At 54.0% G+C, this 17867-nt stretch carries 15 protein-coding genes and 1 pseudogene; 9 read left to right on the top strand and 7 right to left on the bottom strand.

Going from position 1 to position 17867, the window contains the following annotated elements:
- Positions 1-107: 107 nt before the first annotated feature.
- Entirely contained in the window at positions 108-518 is a 411-nt protein-coding gene (locus BXP70_RS25790) for a DUF4260 domain-containing protein (RefSeq protein WP_086597013.1), read from the bottom strand.
- 397 nt (positions 519-915) lie between these two features.
- Here BXP70_RS25790 and BXP70_RS25785 point away from each other — a divergent pair, with 397 nt between their 5' ends.
- Positions 916-1965, top strand: a complete 1050-nt coding sequence (locus tag BXP70_RS25785; RefSeq protein ID WP_086597012.1) for a hypothetical protein — start codon at positions 916-918, stop codon at positions 1963-1965.
- A 535-nt stretch (positions 1966-2500) separates the two neighbouring features.
- On the opposite strand, the gene BXP70_RS25780 is transcribed toward BXP70_RS25785, so the two are convergent.
- From BXP70_RS25780 to BXP70_RS25770, 3 genes are all read right to left on the bottom strand, one after another.
- Positions 2501-4369 (bottom strand): DUF262 domain-containing protein, encoded by a 1869-nt coding sequence (locus tag BXP70_RS25780; RefSeq protein ID WP_086597011.1) that lies wholly within the window; start codon positions 4367-4369, stop codon positions 2501-2503.
- A 139-nt stretch (positions 4370-4508) separates the two neighbouring features.
- Positions 4509-5558, bottom strand: coding sequence for a tyrosine-type recombinase/integrase (locus BXP70_RS25775; protein ID WP_086597010.1), 1050 nt, complete (start codon positions 5556-5558; stop codon positions 4509-4511).
- A 351-nt stretch (positions 5559-5909) separates the two neighbouring features.
- Positions 5910-6131 (bottom strand): helix-turn-helix domain-containing protein, encoded by a 222-nt coding sequence (locus tag BXP70_RS25770; protein WP_262490774.1) that lies wholly within the window; start codon positions 6129-6131, stop codon positions 5910-5912.
- Between the two features lie 126 nt (positions 6132-6257).
- Between BXP70_RS25770 and BXP70_RS25765 the strand changes: the two genes are divergently transcribed.
- From BXP70_RS25765 to BXP70_RS30715, 3 genes and pseudogenes are all read left to right on the top strand, one after another.
- Entirely contained in the window at positions 6258-6584 is a 327-nt protein-coding gene (locus tag BXP70_RS25765) for a hypothetical protein (protein ID WP_086597009.1), read from the top strand.
- Positions 6577-7752 (top strand): hypothetical protein, encoded by a 1176-nt coding sequence (locus tag BXP70_RS25760; RefSeq protein ID WP_086597008.1) that lies wholly within the window; start codon positions 6577-6579, stop codon positions 7750-7752. The genes BXP70_RS25765 and BXP70_RS25760 overlap by 8 nt, the downstream gene beginning before the upstream one ends.
- A 1374-nt stretch (positions 7753-9126) precedes the next feature.
- Positions 9127-9789 (top strand): annotated as a pseudogene (locus BXP70_RS30715) (DUF3826 domain-containing protein).
- A 165-nt stretch (positions 9790-9954) separates the two neighbouring features.
- Here BXP70_RS30715 and BXP70_RS25745 read toward each other — a convergent pair.
- Positions 9955-10698: a hypothetical protein gene (locus tag BXP70_RS25745; protein WP_086597005.1), complete on the bottom strand. Its 744-nt coding sequence runs from the start codon at positions 10696-10698 to the stop codon at positions 9955-9957.
- 212 nt (positions 10699-10910) lie between these two features.
- Here BXP70_RS25745 and BXP70_RS25740 point away from each other — a divergent pair, with 212 nt between their 5' ends.
- The 5 genes from BXP70_RS25740 (at position 10911) to BXP70_RS25720 (ending at position 16317) form a co-directional block, all read left to right on the top strand.
- Positions 10911-11144, top strand: coding sequence for a hypothetical protein (locus tag BXP70_RS25740; RefSeq protein WP_086597004.1), 234 nt, complete (start codon positions 10911-10913; stop codon positions 11142-11144).
- Positions 11145-11559: 415 nt separating this feature from the next.
- Positions 11560-13140 (top strand): hypothetical protein, encoded by a 1581-nt coding sequence (locus tag BXP70_RS25735; RefSeq protein WP_086597003.1) that lies wholly within the window; start codon positions 11560-11562, stop codon positions 13138-13140.
- A 506-nt stretch (positions 13141-13646) separates the two neighbouring features.
- Positions 13647-14405 (top strand): ParA family protein, encoded by a 759-nt coding sequence (locus BXP70_RS25730; RefSeq protein ID WP_086597002.1) that lies wholly within the window; start codon positions 13647-13649, stop codon positions 14403-14405.
- Positions 14402-14800, top strand: coding sequence for a hypothetical protein (locus BXP70_RS25725; RefSeq protein WP_086597001.1), 399 nt, complete (start codon positions 14402-14404; stop codon positions 14798-14800). Before BXP70_RS25730 ends, BXP70_RS25725 begins: the two co-directional genes overlap by 4 nt.
- Positions 14801-15102: 302 nt before the next feature.
- The gene (locus tag BXP70_RS25720; RefSeq protein ID WP_179197841.1) at positions 15103-16317 is read left to right on the top strand and encodes a replication initiation protein; all 1215 of its coding nucleotides are present in this window, start codon (positions 15103-15105) and stop codon (positions 16315-16317) included.
- 394 nt (positions 16318-16711) lie between these two features.
- Here BXP70_RS25720 and BXP70_RS25715 read toward each other — a convergent pair whose 3' ends face one another.
- Together BXP70_RS25715 and BXP70_RS30070 are read right to left on the bottom strand one after the other, a co-directional pair.
- Complete coding sequence (locus tag BXP70_RS25715; RefSeq protein WP_086596999.1) at positions 16712-17131, bottom strand: hypothetical protein; 420 nt, start codon at positions 17129-17131, stop codon at positions 16712-16714.
- 432 nt (positions 17132-17563) lie between these two features.
- Positions 17564-17867 (bottom strand): DUF5694 domain-containing protein (locus BXP70_RS30070; RefSeq protein WP_245849753.1); only part of this gene is annotated, 304 nt, incomplete at its 5' end.

Genomic DNA, 17867 nt, shown 5'->3' with positions numbered 1-17867 from the left:
ATGGCAGGCTAAGGAATGCTAGGATCGAGTTTGTATCATTGTACAAACGCACAGGTAGAAAACAGTACCTCGTTGGCCGGTTGTACCCGCTTACACTGTGGGCTCGCTCAGCCTTGTGCGGCAGTGCTGGCTAGCACTGCCTGGTGAGCTACGGACTCAGCAGGCACACGGTCCCCTACCCGACCCAGATGGGTATCCTGGAAGCTGGTGGTATACTTGAGCCCGTAGCCTAGCACGCGGTCCAAGGTGCTATGGAACAGCAGCACCGTGCCGGCCAGCAGCAACACGGGTAGCCCCAGCCACCAGCCGGTCACACCCACGGCCACGGCGAGAGCTTTGTGGTGCGCTACGTTGTAGCACAGGGCGCCCACCCGCGGCCCAGCCACGTAGCCCAGCATGCTCAGGTCGGGCAACAAAAAGGTGGCGGGTAGCATCCACCAGGCGTAGGGCAGTTGGGCAAAGATGACGAGGGCGAGCAGCAGTTGAGCGAGTTCTTCGAGCTTGAGTAAGTTCTTCATGGGGCCGTGGGGAAGAGCGGTAAAACAGAATACCCAAAGGTCCTGGTTTCGGCCACGCGGCAACGATAACAAAAGCTAAGAAAAACACGGGAGGGGTATTTACGGCGCACGGGCCACGGGTGCGGAGCACTCTCGGTTGCTCTGGGCCCAGATGCCTCGCTCCGATCCAAAAGTTACAAGCTAAGAACGCTGGGCCTTAGCACGTTCCTCCTGTTTTTAGTACTTATGCTTTGTATTAAATAGGTGTACTAGAAAATATTAACGATGCATATACTGCATTAAACTAACCTAATTCTTCTGTGAAAATAGTAGTGGCTGCTGCAAAACGAAAGAAGAACCCAACGAAACTATTCAGGTAGTGATGGTATTATTGTCCTATTACCTTATTCCTTCACCTATGAATGCAGATGATCTATTATCCCCAGGACAAAAAGAAGCTTGGCGTATTGCCGCTTCAGTACTCAAAGAATTTGCGCTTGACCCCGTATGCGTAAAGCAGGAAGGAGAAATCGTTTATAATACTTTCCTGAGTCGGTTAGCAGAAAGTCAAACGATACAGGAAGATGTGTATACCGGTAGCCGCATCTTGGAGAAAGATGTAGCTGAAAACTATGTGGAATGGATAATAGCGAAGGCGCTAGAGATAAAGGGAGAATTCTCTGAAGAACTAACTCTGCCCATCGATTTTAAACGAATGAATTTTAATGGTTCTGTCTATGGAGAATGGTACACTGATCCAGAACGCAAATTGTACAAAGGAGGAGCCCGAACACCTTCTTCAACGGCACGAGCTGTATTAACCTTAGCAAGTGGAGCCGATTTATATATAGGCGAAATGAACATAAGCTATTATGTGAACAGCAAGATAATGCAGATCACAGGCGGTAACCATCGGATGATGGCTTATAAGCTCCTCGGTATCTCAACTTTTCCAGTTGGTAAGCTTTTTAACAGTAGTCTTGCCAACAAAAACCAGTCTCAGCTAAACAGAGGCAGTTTAACGTTATACGATGATTTCCCTAATGAAGCTCTCAATAAAGCTTTGCTGTGGGTAGAGAGCTTTTATAGGATGACTGATCCACAGGGCCCCATGCCTACGCTCACAGTAGTCGGTCAAGAGACTGTAATTCTGGGACTAGCTGCAGAATATCATTCTGACTCGGACGGAGAGAATTTTAATGAATTATTTCGTTTTACGAAGCATGACCTGCTAGATCCAAGAATAGAGCAAAATAAGCGTACAGATAGAGGCTTTATCAATGTATTGACGAATTATTTGACTGTTTATCAGTTATTTGCACAGGTTAAATATAGTATGGGTTGGTTTAAGTTACTATTTGAGAAAAAGAAAACTATTGCGCAACTCACGCCTATACAAGCCGAAATACAAGGTCGCTGGCATGTATGGCGCCAAAGTCATTCTGGTTCTATCTCAAGATTCGGCTAAGATTTTAGACCGACATAATATCAACACGATGAGTTACCTAATTCTTGCGAGATCCGACTGGTAATATAGTCTGTTACCTAATCTAATCACCTTAATGTTCGCGTGCCACTTGCTCCCAAATACGATTCGGCGAGACGGGCGTGCCCCCAGATAATTGGTCTACCAGGTGCTAAGGAATGCGCGCTAGGATCTTGGTCCTACCGCTGCTCAGCAGTGCTTCTCGAAGGGAGAGTAACAGGTATTCGACTAAGCGTACATCGGTGCTGAGTAGATGGTATTTGCGCGAAACGCTCGTACACGGGATGTTCATCATAGAGCTGGCGCAAGGCGGCATAGTCGCAATACGACCAGCGCCTGAATGTTAAGCGGACTGAGTTAGTCGACTAACACTCAGGCGTAGTCGGCCAGCAGGTGGTGTTCGAAGCAGTAGGTAGTGCACTCCTCCCACGTAGCGTACAGATAGTAAAGGCGGCAGGTGCCTTATAGTAGCAATACCAGCTACTCACCGGCTTGGAACCGAATTTACAAAGCACCGCTACGCGGGTACGGTGACCGGAATGGCCAGCGCTTTCTTACGCAGCTCTTTCAAAGTGTGTAAGGAATTGCCTTTGTAATAAGCTTTGAGCAGATCTACCACTCGTGCGTGATTCTGTTTCAGAGTCGGCTCATCCCACTGCTGGTAAGTGATAAAAACGTAGTTAGTATTAGCCCGCCCCTCGATGTATGTGCTGTATTTGTGCCGCTTGTCCAAAAACGAGGAATTGCTGAGCGAGGCGTTTTTTTTGGTATCTACTAGCACTACGTTACCCAAGCGGTGTAGCCACTCGGCGTGGTATTCCTCGCTCACCTGCCAAGCCGGAGCTTTCGGCTTTTGGGGCAGAATGTGTTCCAGCGAGGCTTGTGCCTTGTTAAGGTAGAGCTTGTTGTTAAGGTTGCCTGTCAGCAGATCGAGCTTTAGCAACAAGTAGCGAGTCTTGTTGATGCGCGTGCCTGAGAAGCTGCCCCACTGTTCTTCATCTAGCAGTTGAAAAAACCTATCAAGGTCGATGCGGGTGCTAGCCTTCTCATCCTGGTAGTCGTAGCGCAGTACGGCATCTTGTAAGAAAGCTAAGGAAGCAGCTTGCTTATCAGGCAGGCTGTCACGCAACTCTTCCATGCGCCGCAATAAGATAAAGGTGCGCGTAAGGATGCTGAACGAACTGGTGAGCCAAGCGGCGGAAAACAGGTTATCCAACTTAAGCAGAAACTCCAGAATGTTGGCCTCGCCAAAGCACGCACGGTAGTGCATGAGTACCACCAAATACTGGTTGCCGAAAGTATTCGACAGGATATAATTCAGGTTCTCATACAGGCAGCCGTACTCTTCGGCCTGATAGTTAGAAGTGAAAACGGCCTCCAAGTGCTGCACGTAGCGGCCCATGAAGTCGAACGTTGTTGGACCCTTGTCCAGCAGCTTCATTTTATAGATGAAATTAAACGAGTTACTAATATTACCCATGGTCTCCCCATTGCGGTATTTGACCAGAATGGTAATCATCGCCCACAGGAAATCATCGAAGGAGTTAAACGGACCCTCCACAGCGCTCTGATAGTCATCCCAACGGGCTGCGTATTTTTTGCGAGTAGCCTCATCGGACACGGCCCGTAAATTCTGCGCCCGCAGAATGTCACTGGCTTGGAGCTGCAAGCCCCGGCTGTTAAGCACTGTAAATAGGTTGTAGGCATCGTCGAGATTGTCAGACGTGGCTAGATAAAGCACCAACACTTTATTACCGAGGTACACTAGAAAGTCATACAGAAACTTCTGAAAGGTTTCCTCGGCGCTATGGCCTTTGAGTTGGTCAGCCCACCATGCATGTAGCGTGCGCAGGGCAGCGGCCATACTACGCACCGATGTGGTGGCCGTGGAGCTATCGGCGAGTTCGGCCAACTGCGCATCTTGCCGAGTGCCCTGCGGGGATAACACGAATTTTTGGAAAAACTCGTCATCCTGTCGGATGCTGAATTGCAGACGGTTGCGCTCTGGAATATTTTCCAAGTCGTTGCCCTCCTGCTGCAAACGCTTTGCTACCTGACTCTTGACACTTGAACTCGTTGAAAGGTCACGGATGACAGCGTGCAGTAGGTAGAGGGTAATAAAGCGCTGCTGCCCATCCAGAATATCGTGATAGGAATAGGGATTGCCGTCGTTGGGATCCACCTTAGCGTTCCAAATCATGCAGCCCAGAAAGTATTCTCGGTTCTTGTCGTGGGCCAAGGCGGCGGCCAAATCCTCGCACAGGGCACTTACCTGCTCTGCCCCCCACACATAAGGTCGCTGGTATTCAGGAATATTGTAGAAGCGTTCCGGGTAAAAAATTTCTTTAACGTATTTCTGACCTGTATCGAGTGTAGAATCAGCCATGTATGAGTTTAGTTGCGTCGCCGGCCAATCCGGACGACCTTAAATTGAACGTAAAATACAGCACAGGCTAGCTTTGTAATAGCAGCGGGGAATAAAATTGCGAAAGCCCCCCCCTTTAACTTGGGTGCCCAAGTAAAAATTAGAGCCCCAATGCTTGGGCGGCATTGTAGGACACGACGTTGTGGAGCTGGGTATAGTGCTCAATCATGGCATCGGTCTTTTGCTTGGTCTGGTTCTTAATGGCTTTGTGGGATTGGCCATTGAGCACGGCCGTCGTGACAAAGGACACCCGCAAGGAGTGGGCCGAGTACGCGGGGCCCAGGCGCTTTTGCACCAGCTTGTTAATCGAAATATCGGAGAGCCGCTTGGTGGAAGGGACCGCCAGCTGCCCGGGTATGGTGCGCGGAATCTTGACAAACAGCGGCCCGGTAGTGCGCCCCAGTAGGTAGAGCCAAGCCCGCAGGCAGCGCACGGGACAATAGTCCATGGTGGGCGCGTAGAAAATGGCTTTGTCCTCGATGGCGCCGTACTGGTTGGTTTTGCTTTTGGCTAGGTGCACCAGCAGAGCCCGCTCCGTGAACTCCAACTGCTCGATATTGAGCTCTACCAGTTCTGAACGCCGGAAAGCCCCCGCGAAGCCCAGCAGCAGCAGGGCCCGATCCCGGATGCCGGCGGACGTGTCTAAGTCAATGCGCCGAATGGCTTGCTTCAACTCCTCCACCGTAAACGCCTGCGCCTGCTCCTGCCGCTTACCCAGCGTGCGGGTAATGCCTTCCATCACGAGGTTGAGCGCGTCCAAGGTAGCCGGCAGCCGGTAACCGGCAAGCTGATGGGCTTTGCGGATGGCGGCGAGGTGCCGCTTGATGGTGGCCAATGCGTGCGGCCCAGTGAGCGGTTGCTGTCCCTTCTTCCTTGTTCCCTCTCCGGGGGCTGGCTCGGGTTTCTCGGAGGCTAGGTACGCCACATATTCGGTGAGCGTGTCCACGTCGGCAGGTACGGCTTGCAGGCCGTGCTGCTCGCAGAAGGCCACGTAGCTTTTCAGGTCCGCGGTGTAAGCGCGCTCCGTGTTAGCCGCGCCTTGCAGGCCAGCTTCCAAAAAGCCCGCGACTTTGGCCGAGGCCCGGGCCAGTTGCGCGCTGATCGATTGGTTGGCGTTGGCTGCCGGGATGAGAGACAGATCTTCGTTCATGATGAAGGTGCGAGGTACTACTGGGACGAGCGACTCGGGAAGCCAGCCCAACCAGAACCCCACCCCTTCTATCCTAGGTGTCGGAACTGGTCGAAAAGCGCTCGTTTTCGTCTAGTAAATATAAGTTATGATAATTAAAGTTTATCATAACTTATATTTTAGGCTACCTGAATTACTGGCCTTGAGTAAAAGTTGGGTCCAAAAGTTAAACGGGCAGTTGGTCGACCGTTGTCTCGCTCACGCCCACTATAGTACAGCGGTGGGACCAAAAAGATAGACTTCTACTTCGGTGAGCAGGCGAGACCGCAGAACAGCCGTACCAACCTTTTCACCAAGGCCGATCAGCTCTGCTTATACTGGGAAGTTTAATAAGTCGCGTGGATGCACGTCTAGGGCTTGGGCCAGGGCCGCCAACACATCAATGGTGGCCGCAAAGCGAGCGGTTTCGATCCGATAAACGGTCGGCTTTGAAATATCCGCTCGGTCCGCCAACTCTTGCTGACTCCAACCACGCGCTTCACGCAAGGTGCGTAAATGAATCCCTAAAGCGATCCGAACGGCCAGTTGTTTCACACAGGCAAGCTCGGCCAGCCCCTAAATTTTTGTGTAATCACATGTGACTACAAAGGCAAAATTCGCTATTTTTGAGGCGAAAACCCTGTTTTACGCCTACCCACCAGGTTTGGCTCTCGCCCCTGTATGCCCAACGGTTCCTTTCTCTTCTTGCTTGCCGTGCTCAGTAGTTGTCACTTCTCCAGCGCCCCGGAGGTGACGGGCGTGTACGTCTATGCCAACCCCTTCGCCCCGCAAGCGCCCCCGCTGGGGCAGCTCACGCTGACCCCGACGCATGCCCTCTACCAAACGCCGGCGGGCGAATTCGAACTAGCCTATAGCGTGGATCCCCAAACAGTCTACCTGCAAACGGAAGATCACACTCGCCTGGTGCTGCACCGGGTGCACCGCGACACGCTCCGCCAGTCGTTGGGGCTGCTGGGCGAGGCCAACTACGTGCGCGTGCATGACTAGCTCCATTGTGTTGCCCGCCCAGGGCTTGGTGCTGGCCCAGGTGACCACGCCCACGGGGGTGGGCTACGTGCCTGATGCCTTGAACGAGCAAGGCCTGCTGGTGCAGCGCCGCTACCGCGGGGTGGGAGCCCCCGTGCGCACGCCCGACGCGCCGACGCCCCGCGGCGCGGCTCAGTTATGGGAGGAACACTACTACGCCGAGGACACGCTCACCCCCATCCTACACCCCGGCGCCGTGCGGGCCGCCGGGCTGGCCTACGCCCCGCTGGCCGAGTACGCCCAGCAGTTCGGCTTGCGCTTGGGCCAGCACCCGACCTACGGCCCGTTGTGTCTGCGCTGGGGCGCCAATGCCCACGGCTACCACGTCGGGGTCGCTCCCGCGGCTGCGGGTACGCTGGCCGGCACGTTCACGCCCGTCACCGACTGGAGCAGCGGCATCACCTACTATCAGCCGGCGCTGGAGTCGCTTACGGCCACCCCGACGGCTTTTCAGGCGGCGCTAGCTGCGGCCCCCGGGCGGGTCGAGCGGCCGGGGGTGGGCGACGGGTCGCCGGCGTGGGCCTTCACGGACGCCGGGGCGCTGGCCCGCCTGGCCGCCGCCCACGGCGAGGGCTTTGCCGTGCAGCAACGCACGAGTGTCTACACGGTGGAGCTCGCCCCACACCCGGGCGCCGTCTCCCACCGCTGGCCGTTTGCCACGGCCGAGGCGGCACGTAGCTGGTATCGGCACTTAGCGGGCCCGACCGAGCGGTCCGCAGGTGGCGAGTCCTACCCACAGCTACGCTGGCTGGCCAGTGAGTACCTGCTGGGGCAGTGCGTTTCCGAGCACCTGAACCAGGACTGTTCCCTGCCCGTGGACTGGCTCGCGCTGGGGGCCCTCCCCCCCGTGGCAGAGGATGAGGCCGCGGGGCCGCTGCCAGGGATGTACTTAACCGAGACCGAACGGCCGCGCCCCGTGCGGGTGCCCACGCTGGCCGAGCTGCTGGCGCAGGCGCCAGCCACGGACGCCGAGCTGGCCCGGCGGCTGGGCTTGTCGCTGGCCGCGTTGCGGCGCCGCCTGCTGGCGCCCAGCCACTGGCGCCTGGCCGAGCTGCGCCGGGTGGCGGAGGTGACCCACTGCGCCTGGCCCGCGCTGCTGGCGCGCCTGGACCGGGAGCTCAACGGGTAGGGGGAGCTCCGGCAGGGCGCGCGGCGTTCCCCCGCTGCAGGTCTTCGCGCCGTCGCCGGAGCGTTGCGGGCCAGCTAGTTTTCTTACGGGGAAGGGGGGCCATCGCGAGGACAGCTACTGGCAGTGGAAGGCGACAGCACGCAAGCACTTATAGTGGTATTGTTCAATTTAAGAGCGGCGTCGAGCACGGGTTGTAGCACCTTCTTGGGCAACTTAGGGCCTGCTCGCAGATGGGTTACGCAACGTAGTGCTAAAAAGACGCTAGAATCGCTGCCGGTAGCAAGACTCTTTGCAATATCGCAGCCCAGAAATAGCCCCCTAAATAGCCCTTTTAGTGGCCAGTTATTGCTAACTAGCAAGTTGTGCTGGTAACTTATTGAACAAGAATACTATACAACCGTATTACGGTGCACAAGGCGCACAGTCACTCCCTTCAGGTTACGCAGCTGTATGCCGGTTGCCTGTCTTAGTTTAGTTCTAAATTTTGCTGCTTGTCTGTCCGCTAGGCAAGTGGGGGAAGCCAGCCTGCAGCCGCTCTTCGGATCAGGCCAAGGTAACCGTCACGGTAGGCAAGTCGGGTTCCTTCGCCGCTCGCGGATTCGCTACCAGTGCGCGTGCTTGCGAGGCCATGTAGTGCGAGAAGTTCGAGCCCACCGTACTTGTCGGGCGGCGTAGACCTCGTGGCTTACGAGACGGGCTCCTGCTGGCTGCTATTTTTCTTAACGGTAGACGGCAGCGGCCACCGCTTGCAGCGGCTTGGTTGCCGGGCAAGGCGCTGGAAGCGGCGGCGGCCAAGTTGCTTGTTAGCAGCGCGCCAGGGCCTCCCTGGCCCGTTGTACCGGGCCCATGTCATCGTCCGCCACAGCCTTTCTGTTCCCACGCACGCCGGCTCAGCACCAGGTAGCGACCCTTTTGGTGTAATTGAATGCAGGGCCTCACTCGGCTAGATGGCTCTCCGTTCGGCTCTTGCTGCTTCGGTGCCGGTACGAGAGTCTTTAACCCTTCGTATAAGCGGAAGATCCCGCCCAGCAAAGGCAGTCGTTAGGAAAGCCATCGGCAGGAGCGAAAGGTCGCCTTTCGAACCTGGAAAAGGCTGCGGCTTTTCTTTTCCGGAGAGTGGATCGCCCTACGTATTCGGTAGCCCCTACCCAGCCGAGCACGGCATGAGACCTTTACAAGGATCGCCGCGGTGCTGGTGAGCTTGTCTAAGCCGGCGTATAGCCAACCCACCACGACGAATGCTCCTCGGCTGGCCGCCGTTTCGACGACTTTGGGGCTCACTACCGGTGAGGCTGAAGTCCAGCAGCAAGCGATAGAATGGGTCACCTCCCTCCAGCTAGATGACCCGCAGCAAGAAGCCGCCGTGCAGCAGGTATCATTACCCATCTACTCGCTCTCTACGCCTATACGCAGACTCAGCCCTATACCGACACGCCCACGGGGATCAATCCGGCTACTGGCAAACCGCTCAGCCCGCTGGATCGGCAACTGATTGCCGCTTCGGCTCTACCGGCTTCGGGGCACGCAAACTTGAGGAGCGACTTACGTGAGCACTTGACGCCCGAGCAGGTTGAGGCGGTACTGGCTCAATACACGATCGGCAAAGTAGCCTTTACCTTGCACGGCTATAAAGCCATCCTCCCTGATATGACGCCCGCGGAAGAAGCCGTTATCCGGATGAACCTGTAACAAGCGCGGTAACAGGCCGTGGGCTTGACCACCCTAAAGCAGATCTTCGCCATCTTTGAGACTTACAAAACCCAGAACGAAGCCTACTTGAACACGCACGGCCGCAACTGGCGCGTGCTGTTTACCACTTACGTCCAGGCCGCGCAGGCCCAAAAGCCGCACCCAAAGCACCTGTCTCGAACGTGGTGTTGCCGTAAGTCGGCTGTCTTTGACAGTTCCTCCCTAGCCTATGGGCCAGGGAAAGCACTCCTGGAGAAGCGAACGATACTGCGCTACGTGGAGGCTTTTCACAGCGGATTGCTTCCGAAAATAAGTGTCCCCCATAGCACGAGTACTGGTACAAAGTAGCCTTGGTCATACGAAGCTAGTGGGCAAGCCCATTGCTGCCGAGCGGTTACTCGTTGTAGCAGCGCTCGCCGATCCTGGCAGTGCGCGCGGTTTTTTTGAGACACTACAGCAACTCTTGCCCCCGCCGCCTCGTGTACTGGATGCTGCCTCTGCCACGGCGTTTTCTCAGTAGCGGGGTAGGTGCTCAACCGCCCGTTGCGCTGCCCCCAGCCCGTTGCCGCGATCATATTCAGTCACATTGATGTAGCCATCCGTCAGTTCGCGCCTACTGATCTTCATGCGCCGCCCGTTAACGTAGTCAAACTCGGAAGACGAAGCGGGATAGCTGGTCATGATTTTGGCGCCTTGTGCCTCACTCACGTCGCGGGGATCATCGTCGTGCAGGAAGCCCTTGCCCTGGGGCTTAGCTGAGTTATAAAGCGCGGTGAAGACGGCCACTTCGTCCATGCCGGCCGTGTTGATAAAGTGAGGCGCGTACTTCTGGTAGCGCGCTTGTTGCTCCGGGGGCTGGAAGGCATCCATAAAGCCCCAGTATTCGGCATTAGTGAAATGATAGGTGAAGGGGAAGCTCAAGAAGTAGTACAAGGCGACGTACTCTGCCTGGGCTACCACTTGTTCCGGCGCCAGCTCGGGCCCGAACTGCTTCAGGAGTTCAAACAGCATTAAGCCAAACAAGGGCGGGCTCATACTGAGTTTGCGCGCCGGCTCCTCGGTCAGGTGGTAGGTGAACTTAGCCAGTTGCTGCTGCAGCTGTTCTAAGGGTTCCAGCGGCGTGCCGTAGCCGGGCTCGCAGCTGGCGGCATAGTCATAGTTTTTCTGCAAGGACACCCGGGCACGGGTGGCAATTTCCAGCATCAGCTCCCGCTGGCGCGGGGAGAAGGCAAAGTGATGGGTACGATAAGGTTTCATCAAGAAGCGAACTAGAAAAAAAGAACTAGCGCGAACCGGCGCACAGAAAGACCTTATCTGGACAAGAGCCTCGTAGGTTGGCTTTCGCTTCCGTAGATAGTGGTGCTCAAGCTAGATGCTAGGGGAATAAAAACTTACTATAATAAGGATATTAAATTAAGGTAGTTATAGGTTGTTACTTTTTACAGGCTTGTCTCGGACTTTCGCCCGAAATGACGTCTGACTCTGCCCTGGATCCACGCCTGCTACAAGTTGCTGCTAAGCTGCGCCGCTTACGCCTGGCCGCTGGCTACAAGTCGTACGAGACCTTCGCTTTTGAGCACGAGCTATCGCGCGTGAGCTATGGCAAGCATGAGAAAGGCAGCAACATTACCATGAAGAGTTTGCTGCGCCTGCTCGACATTCACCAGCTCACGCTCACGGAGTTCTTCGCCGACATCGCCTGAACTCCCTGTTGGGCACAACTCACTCTCAGCACATGACGAGTACTGGTCTACGGGACATCAAGCCTCGACGGGGGATTACTTTGCAGAGATCCACTTCCCAAAACGAGCCGCATTGCGCCGCTTCCAGTCACTAAGCAAGCACCGGGGAATATAGGAAGGACGTGGCTGCCTGGCTATCTGGTGCGGTGTGCCTTCTCACCACCCAGCCTGGGCCAAGCGCCTAGTAGACGCACGTAGTGGTGATGCCGCCTTCACCCGGCTTTGGTTGGAGGTAGTTCGCATAGCGTAAGCCCAGCGCTACGTGGTTGGCAAGACGGCCCTCTTTACGCCTTTTACTTATGTTGGGGCATTTATCCGTATCGTAGCACGCCAGTACTCGTTACGGGTACTAGTTTCTACGAGAACCTTTTTCTGCATGCATTACCTTCTTCCCGCCAGGCTTGATCTGCAAGCACATTTGTCGGCGTGGCCGCCAACGGAAGTCCCCCAGTTTCATCCGGATGCGTTGGTGCGCCTCCTGCACCTGGTGACCGAAGTACCGGCCCATAATCGTAAGCTCGCGAAGCAAATACGCCAACAAGGCGGCTACGTACCTCTGAGCGCGCAACTGTTACAATCGATCGAGCGCCACTACAACCACTATTTAACCTACGCGGTGCGCAGCGGCTTGCTCGAAACGGATGGGCGTTGGTGGCCCACCACGGCCCAGGTTGCGGGCAAATGTCGGGGCTATCGATTTACGGCGGCATATTGCACCCCACACCCAGACGCTTCCTCGGACGAGGTCGCTCGGCAGCCCCGTTTGCAACTCGTCCACTTAACGGATCCCAAAATGCAGGCGAAGGCGCGCCGGCAAGGGCGCCGGCCCACGCTGCTTTCACCGGCGGAAAGACGCGATCTCCGGTTGCGCGAACAACCGCATGCGCCCTTACTCGAGTGGCTAGCGCCCAATCGCACGCCTTTGCGGCTTGATCAAGCTGCTGCCTTGGCGTACTTAGCCGAGCGGTTTGACATGCTGCCCCCAGTGGTGGCACCCCGCCCGAAATGGCCGGAGTGGAGACCCAAGTGGCTCAAAGCGCTAGATCGTGACTACTATGCCAGCCCGGTGGAGCAGTACAATCAGCGCCTTCATTCAATTGTGCGGCTGGCCAATCGACAGCTTCAACCCAGTATTGACACCACCGTCGGGCGACTCCATACCACCCTGACCAATATGAGTAGCGAATTGCGGCCTTTCGTCTATGCCGACGGGTATGGACCCTTGGTATCGATTGACCTCGTCAACAGCCAACCCTACTTGGCCAACCTACTGTGGAACCCTGCCTTTTACACAAAAAGCTCCTCAGTAAAAAGTACAATAAATTTTCAAAATTTTCGGCAAAGTGAGATATATAAGGGTAGAAATGTAAAGGGAATAATAAAGGAGATTCCTGACATAATGTTAGTAAATATATCGCAACTGACTCACAGAGAAGATATTAGATTGTTTTCTTCGTTTACGGGCAGTGGGCAGTTTTATGAATTGCTCCTCAACGCCTTTCGGCAACGGGACGTGACACTCACGACTCGTAAGGAAGTCAAGGAGCTTGTCTTTCAAGTGTTGTTCACCCGCAATGGTTATTACTCCCCCTACAAAGCCTTGTTTTGCTTACTGTTTCCCACAGTTGACCATATCTTTCGGCTGCTGAAGCAACAAGACCATACCTTATTGCCACGGCTCTTGCAAGCCCTCGAAGCGTATCTTTTTCTACACGTCATCAGCCGCCGTGTGGCGCGCACGTGGCCCCAGGTTCCGCTCTTCACTGTGCACGATAGCCTAGTTGTCCCGCAGGAATATGCCGGGCAGGTGGAGCAAATTGTGCGCGAGGAGCTACGGCAGGCGACGGGTATTGAACCTACGCTGAAACATGAGCAATGGAGTCAAGCCGTGCGACACGACCTTCTGCCACCGACGTCGGTCGCAAGCAGCATAGAGTTAAACAAAAAAAATCGGTAATTAAATTATTGATTTACAGTGCTTTATTAACATAGTTCAGCTACCTGCTTCTGCTATTTGCCTTGATCAAATAGATTACTCGCCATTTACATTGCCTCGCTTTGAACCCCAAGTATGGAACACGAAAAGGTGGATTTTCGGTACTACCTACTTCTGATTTCTTCTAGGCTGTTAGCCCAGCAAAATCTAGTACCCGATACCAATAGCGGGAATCAAAGTACCCTTACTGCTTTCTAGTATTAAAAAACACGTCTACTCACCAGTCAAAATGCCTTGCTATTCTAGGCTACTCTTGGCAGATTACTTCGATCAAGCTGGAGCTTCCGTGCTTGAACCTTATCCTAAGCTAGCAACTCACTTTAAAGCTTCTGTATCAGCTAGAACACAAAGCTTTAATACTTGAATCATTTCAGCGATCTAGGATAATTCAATTATTTCAAATATCTAAAATTGGTGAAATTGTCGGAATATTTGTATTTTTGCTTTTCACTTAGCCCACCCGTTTTATGAAGATCATCACCTTTGCAAACCACAAAGGGGGCGTCGGCAAAACTACGTCCACGCTCAACGTAGCCTATGCCCTTGCTGGTGGTGGCCACCGAGTGCTGGTAATCGACTGCGATGCCCAGCGCAACCTAACACGCTCATTTCTACTGCCCGACACCTACTCGGATTTAGGAGCGGTAGTAAGCGGCAAAGCCAAACTTGGGGATGTAGTGCTTGGCACGGGTCAGGATAATCTGAGCTTGGTGGCTGCTAGTCGCGAGCTGCAGTTTCTTGAACAAGTGCTCACCCAGCAGTTCGGCTACGAGCATCTGCTGCGCAACGAATTAGCCCCACTGGTGGATCGGTTTGACTACGTGCTTATTGATACCCCACCCCGGTTGGCGGCGCTTACTTACGCGGCCCTGGTGGCCTCAGATCGGGTGTTTATTCCGGTGCAGCCCGAGTTCTATGGCTTCGAAGGGTTAGAAGACTTATTGCAGGCCTGTCAGCGGGTTACAGCCAACTTCAATCCAAAGCTTGCCGTGGGTGGTATCTTCTTCACCAAGTGGAGCGAGCAGTACCGGCGCCGGCTCCATAGAGAGGTAGTGGATTTAATTACGTCCGAACATCCAAGTATGACCATGAGCACTACCATCCGCGATAACGTGGCCATCGCTGAAGCTCAAGCCCAAAAGCAAGGTTTACACGAATGGGCGCCGACTTCGAATGGCGCTGAAGACTATAAAAGCCTAACCACCGAAATTCTTTCTCGACTATGAACAAGACCAAAAAGCCATTGCTAACGTCGCTGATGCGGCCCGCTCCTACCCTCTCGCCAGAAGAGCAGCAACGCATCCAAGCGGAGAACAACGCCAAGTTGTTTGGCTTACCCACCGATACGCCGATTACCTCCGCTCCTACTCCTGAACCCGCGCCAGCGATGTGGGTGCCCTCGGGGCAATGGGTACAGTTTGGTACTTACATTAAGGACCACACCTACCTACAGCTCAAGCAGGCCGAGTATTTCGAGCCCGGCTTCGAAATCCGGGAATTCGTGGAGGAAGCCCTAAAAGCTGCTTTAGCTGAGCTCGACTCAGCACAAAAGTCGCTGCCAGTAAATGCCATGGAGAAGCTACTGAAAACCAACAAGAAGCTAGGTCGACAACAGCAATAAAAGGTATAAAACCGCAAGTAAAATTTTATACTTTTTTTATTTATTTATTACTTTTACTAGGCTGCAACAAGAATGCCCTTAAAAAAAACTACTAGCTAGTTATCTTATTTAATAAGACTTATTAGTATTACAGGCGGCACAACTCATTGACAATCAGTTTTCTCAAGCGTCAGGCTGCAACAAGAATGCCGTTAGGTTGCAACAAGAATGCCGTCAGGCTGCAACAAGAATGCCGTTAGGTTGCAACAAGAATGCCCCGCTGCAACACAAATGCCCTCAAGTTGCAACACAAATGCCGTATCATGGACAAGCCCGATAAAATCGTCGCCCAACACAACGCTTTAATCAATGCCCGGTTCAGTTTTGAGCCGTTGCAGATGCGATTATTCCTTTCGCTGCTGGCCCGGATTGAGTTCGAAGACGCAGACTTCAAGGAACACACTGTGCCGATAAGGGAACTCGTGTTTGATCCGGAAGGAGGCTCGGCCTACCAGCAGATTGATATGATGTGCCAAAAGCTTGCCTCATTCACTATCTACATCGAAAAGCTGGATCCCGGCAGCCGCAAGCGTAATAAAAAACCTCACTTCGAGTATATACCGTTGATGGCGAAAGCCGAGTACAGGGGCGACTTGGGTGGGGTAGTGGCCATCTTCAACCCGCTGATCATGCCGTACTTGTTGCAGCTTCGAGAGATAGGTAACTTCACGACGAGCACGCTCAACGAGTTACGCAAACTCAAGAGTCCGTATGCACTTAGGATTTACTGGCTGCTCAAGGAATACGCTAGTTTTGGCCAGCGTACCATGACCCTTGATGAGTTACGATTTATCTTGGACATCGCCGAAAGCGAATATCCCCGGTTTTCATCGTTTAAGGCCCGCATCCTCAACCGGGCCCAGCAGGAGCTAGCTGCCACCGACGTGCCGTTCACTTACGAACTAGAACGCCGTAACCAAGTGGTGCAACGTGTTAAGTTTCTAATCGAGCACTCCCACCGAGCCGAAAGCGTTAAGTTATCCCAAAGTGCTGAAATTGTTGAAAGCGCTGAAAGTGTTCAAATCGCTGAAAATGCCGAATGGACTCGCGAATTATTAGCCGCAGGCGTTAGTAAGCGCAGTGTCGAGCAAATCAGCCAGCAACTCGAAGCCGAGGAATATCCGTTGGGCTACGTGGATTTTGTGCTAGCCCGTATTACCAAGCAAATGCGGCTGGGCAAGGTGAAGAAGCCTGCCGGTGCTATTTATAAGGCCTTGGTCGACAAGTACCTGTTAGCCGAGTACCTGGAGGCGCAAAGCAAACCAGTGGCGGCGATGAAGGCTAACAAGCAAGTTGCCGAAGTTAAAGAGGTGGCCATGCCTTTATCTGAAATCGAGCAGATGTACCGTAACCCCGGACCATTCCTGAAAAAGATGATCGGGGAGGAGACCTTCGCGCAGCACGTGCAGCGACTTTACTTAAGCGAAGGTTTCGTGATAGAGCAGCGGGGTGAGGTGGACTGGCTAGTGAAGCGGTAAACTTCAAAAATCATTAGGCAACGTAGCGGACATAGGCTGGAATAGTGGAGTAGGGAAGGCCCAAAATTACCCATTTTCTGTCTTGTCACATTAGTTGAACGGGCGTTTGTCCTATGTTCGCCTACTGGCCGTACTTGCAGCGACTGAGCAGGAAAAGATGAAACCTGTCTTCACCCCCTTAACTTTCAACACCGTTCATATCATGATACAAGCTCGACCGTATCTCTTGCCTCTCTACTTATCGGCTGGTGTATCATAACACGAGCCGTCGTTTATGTAGTGATACAAAGCCAAGCTCTTAGCTTACTTTAACGGCTGAAGCTTGATTACCTATACTTAGGCTAGGTCGCTAGCATTCTGATAAGCTTCTGATAAGTATCAGCAGCAGGGGCTACTAGGTGGACCTTCTCCTTATCGGCGGGAGCAAGTGCCAGACCAGCGGAGCTGTGACCACCACGAACAACCCGAACAAGGCTTGGTCGAACAGCGACAAAGGAACCATGTGCGGAACAGATGGCCCTAAGTAGCCAGCCCGGTAAACCGCCGTATTCACGCTCACGTCCGAGACCATGATAGCGGTTGCTACCCCTAAGCCTAATCGTGGACGTCGCCATAGCAAGAGCACCGTCAACGGGTCCAGGAAGGTGAGCGCATCCCAATACAGCCCAACGGGTAGGGGGACGGGAAAGGCGAGCCAGCCGTGGTCAATGATGCCTTGCGTATGCGTGTAGGTGCCGATGAGGAATCCCACGGAATATACGAGTACGATTCCTCGCACCAAGCGGGCAGAAGCGGCGGCAGACAAGCGGGACACGGAGCGAGATAGGGGAAGGACCAAATAGACCGGCTTATGCGGCACCAAGCAGCGGGGTAAGCAAGATACAGCATCCCTGTATTGGGTTAGCAAACGCCTCTATTAGCCGCGCTAAAATCGGACGGTTTCTACGCAGTTTATAAGGCTGCGAACACGGGCTGGAAACGGCGTTTTTTAGGCCTGTTTTTAGGATCCTTTTTTGCGCACCTGAAACGGTCGTTTTTGGAGGGTGTAGTACCCCACGAAAACGGCCTAGAAACGCAGCTTTTCAGGTCGTTTTGGTACACTGTTTTTTGGAAGGCAAAACGACCTTCAGGTGTCCACAACAGGGCCTGAAAAAGGCTCCGGAAAACCATGTTTTCGGAGCCTTTGAACTAGGTCGTAGCAGTGTCCAGGAGTCGAGCCTTTTTGGGAAGGGCTAGGGAGGACGCCCTACGGCATCGGTTTCAAGAACCGCGTGGCTGACGTCTTCAGATATTTGGTGGCCGGCACCACCTGGTAGGCCGGATTGACCCGCAGCAACTCTTCCAACACGGCGATATGGTTCTGCCCGTAGATGACCAGGAGGCGTTGCGCGCGTGTCTGCTGCTGCACGCGCAACAGGTTCGCATAGATCTTTAAGTTTCGGTTGTAAAACAAACTGATGTACTGCACCCCGATGTAGGCAGTATCCACCTGACTCACGTCGGGCGGGTTCGCGCTAGAGAAGGCCCCATCCGTCACGTAGGCCGGCGTG

This window comes from Hymenobacter crusticola (assembly GCF_002154225.1).
Classification (GTDB): Bacteria; Bacteroidota; Bacteroidia; order Cytophagales; family Hymenobacteraceae; genus Hymenobacter; species Hymenobacter crusticola.
This window is presented reverse-complemented; position numbering and strand designations above follow the sequence as displayed.

Excerpts from the sequence above, each read along its gene's own strand:
- BXP70_RS25790 (WP_086597013.1), bottom strand. The coding sequence starts at position 518 with ATGAAGAACTTACTCAAGCTCGAAGAACTCGCTCAACTGCTGCTCGCC.
- BXP70_RS25785 (WP_086597012.1), top strand. The coding sequence starts at position 916 with ATGAATGCAGATGATCTATTATCCCCAGGACAAAAAGAAGCTTGGCGT.
- BXP70_RS25780 (WP_086597011.1), bottom strand. The coding sequence starts at position 4,369 with ATGGCTGATTCTACACTCGATACAGGTCAGAAATACGTTAAAGAAATT.
- BXP70_RS25775 (WP_086597010.1), bottom strand. The coding sequence starts at position 5,558 with ATGAACGAAGATCTGTCTCTCATCCCGGCAGCCAACGCCAACCAATCG.
- BXP70_RS25765 (WP_086597009.1), top strand. The coding sequence starts at position 6,258 with ATGCCCAACGGTTCCTTTCTCTTCTTGCTTGCCGTGCTCAGTAGTTGT.
- BXP70_RS25760 (WP_086597008.1), top strand. The coding sequence starts at position 6,577 with ATGACTAGCTCCATTGTGTTGCCCGCCCAGGGCTTGGTGCTGGCCCAG.
- BXP70_RS25745 (WP_086597005.1), bottom strand. The coding sequence starts at position 10,698 with ATGAAACCTTATCGTACCCATCACTTTGCCTTCTCCCCGCGCCAGCGG.
- BXP70_RS25740 (WP_086597004.1), top strand. The coding sequence starts at position 10,911 with ATGACGTCTGACTCTGCCCTGGATCCACGCCTGCTACAAGTTGCTGCT.
- BXP70_RS25735 (WP_086597003.1), top strand. The coding sequence starts at position 11,560 with ATGCATTACCTTCTTCCCGCCAGGCTTGATCTGCAAGCACATTTGTCG.
- BXP70_RS25730 (WP_086597002.1), top strand. The coding sequence starts at position 13,647 with ATGAAGATCATCACCTTTGCAAACCACAAAGGGGGCGTCGGCAAAACT.
- BXP70_RS25725 (WP_086597001.1), top strand. The coding sequence starts at position 14,402 with ATGAACAAGACCAAAAAGCCATTGCTAACGTCGCTGATGCGGCCCGCT.
- BXP70_RS25720 (WP_179197841.1), top strand. The coding sequence starts at position 15,103 with ATGGACAAGCCCGATAAAATCGTCGCCCAACACAACGCTTTAATCAAT.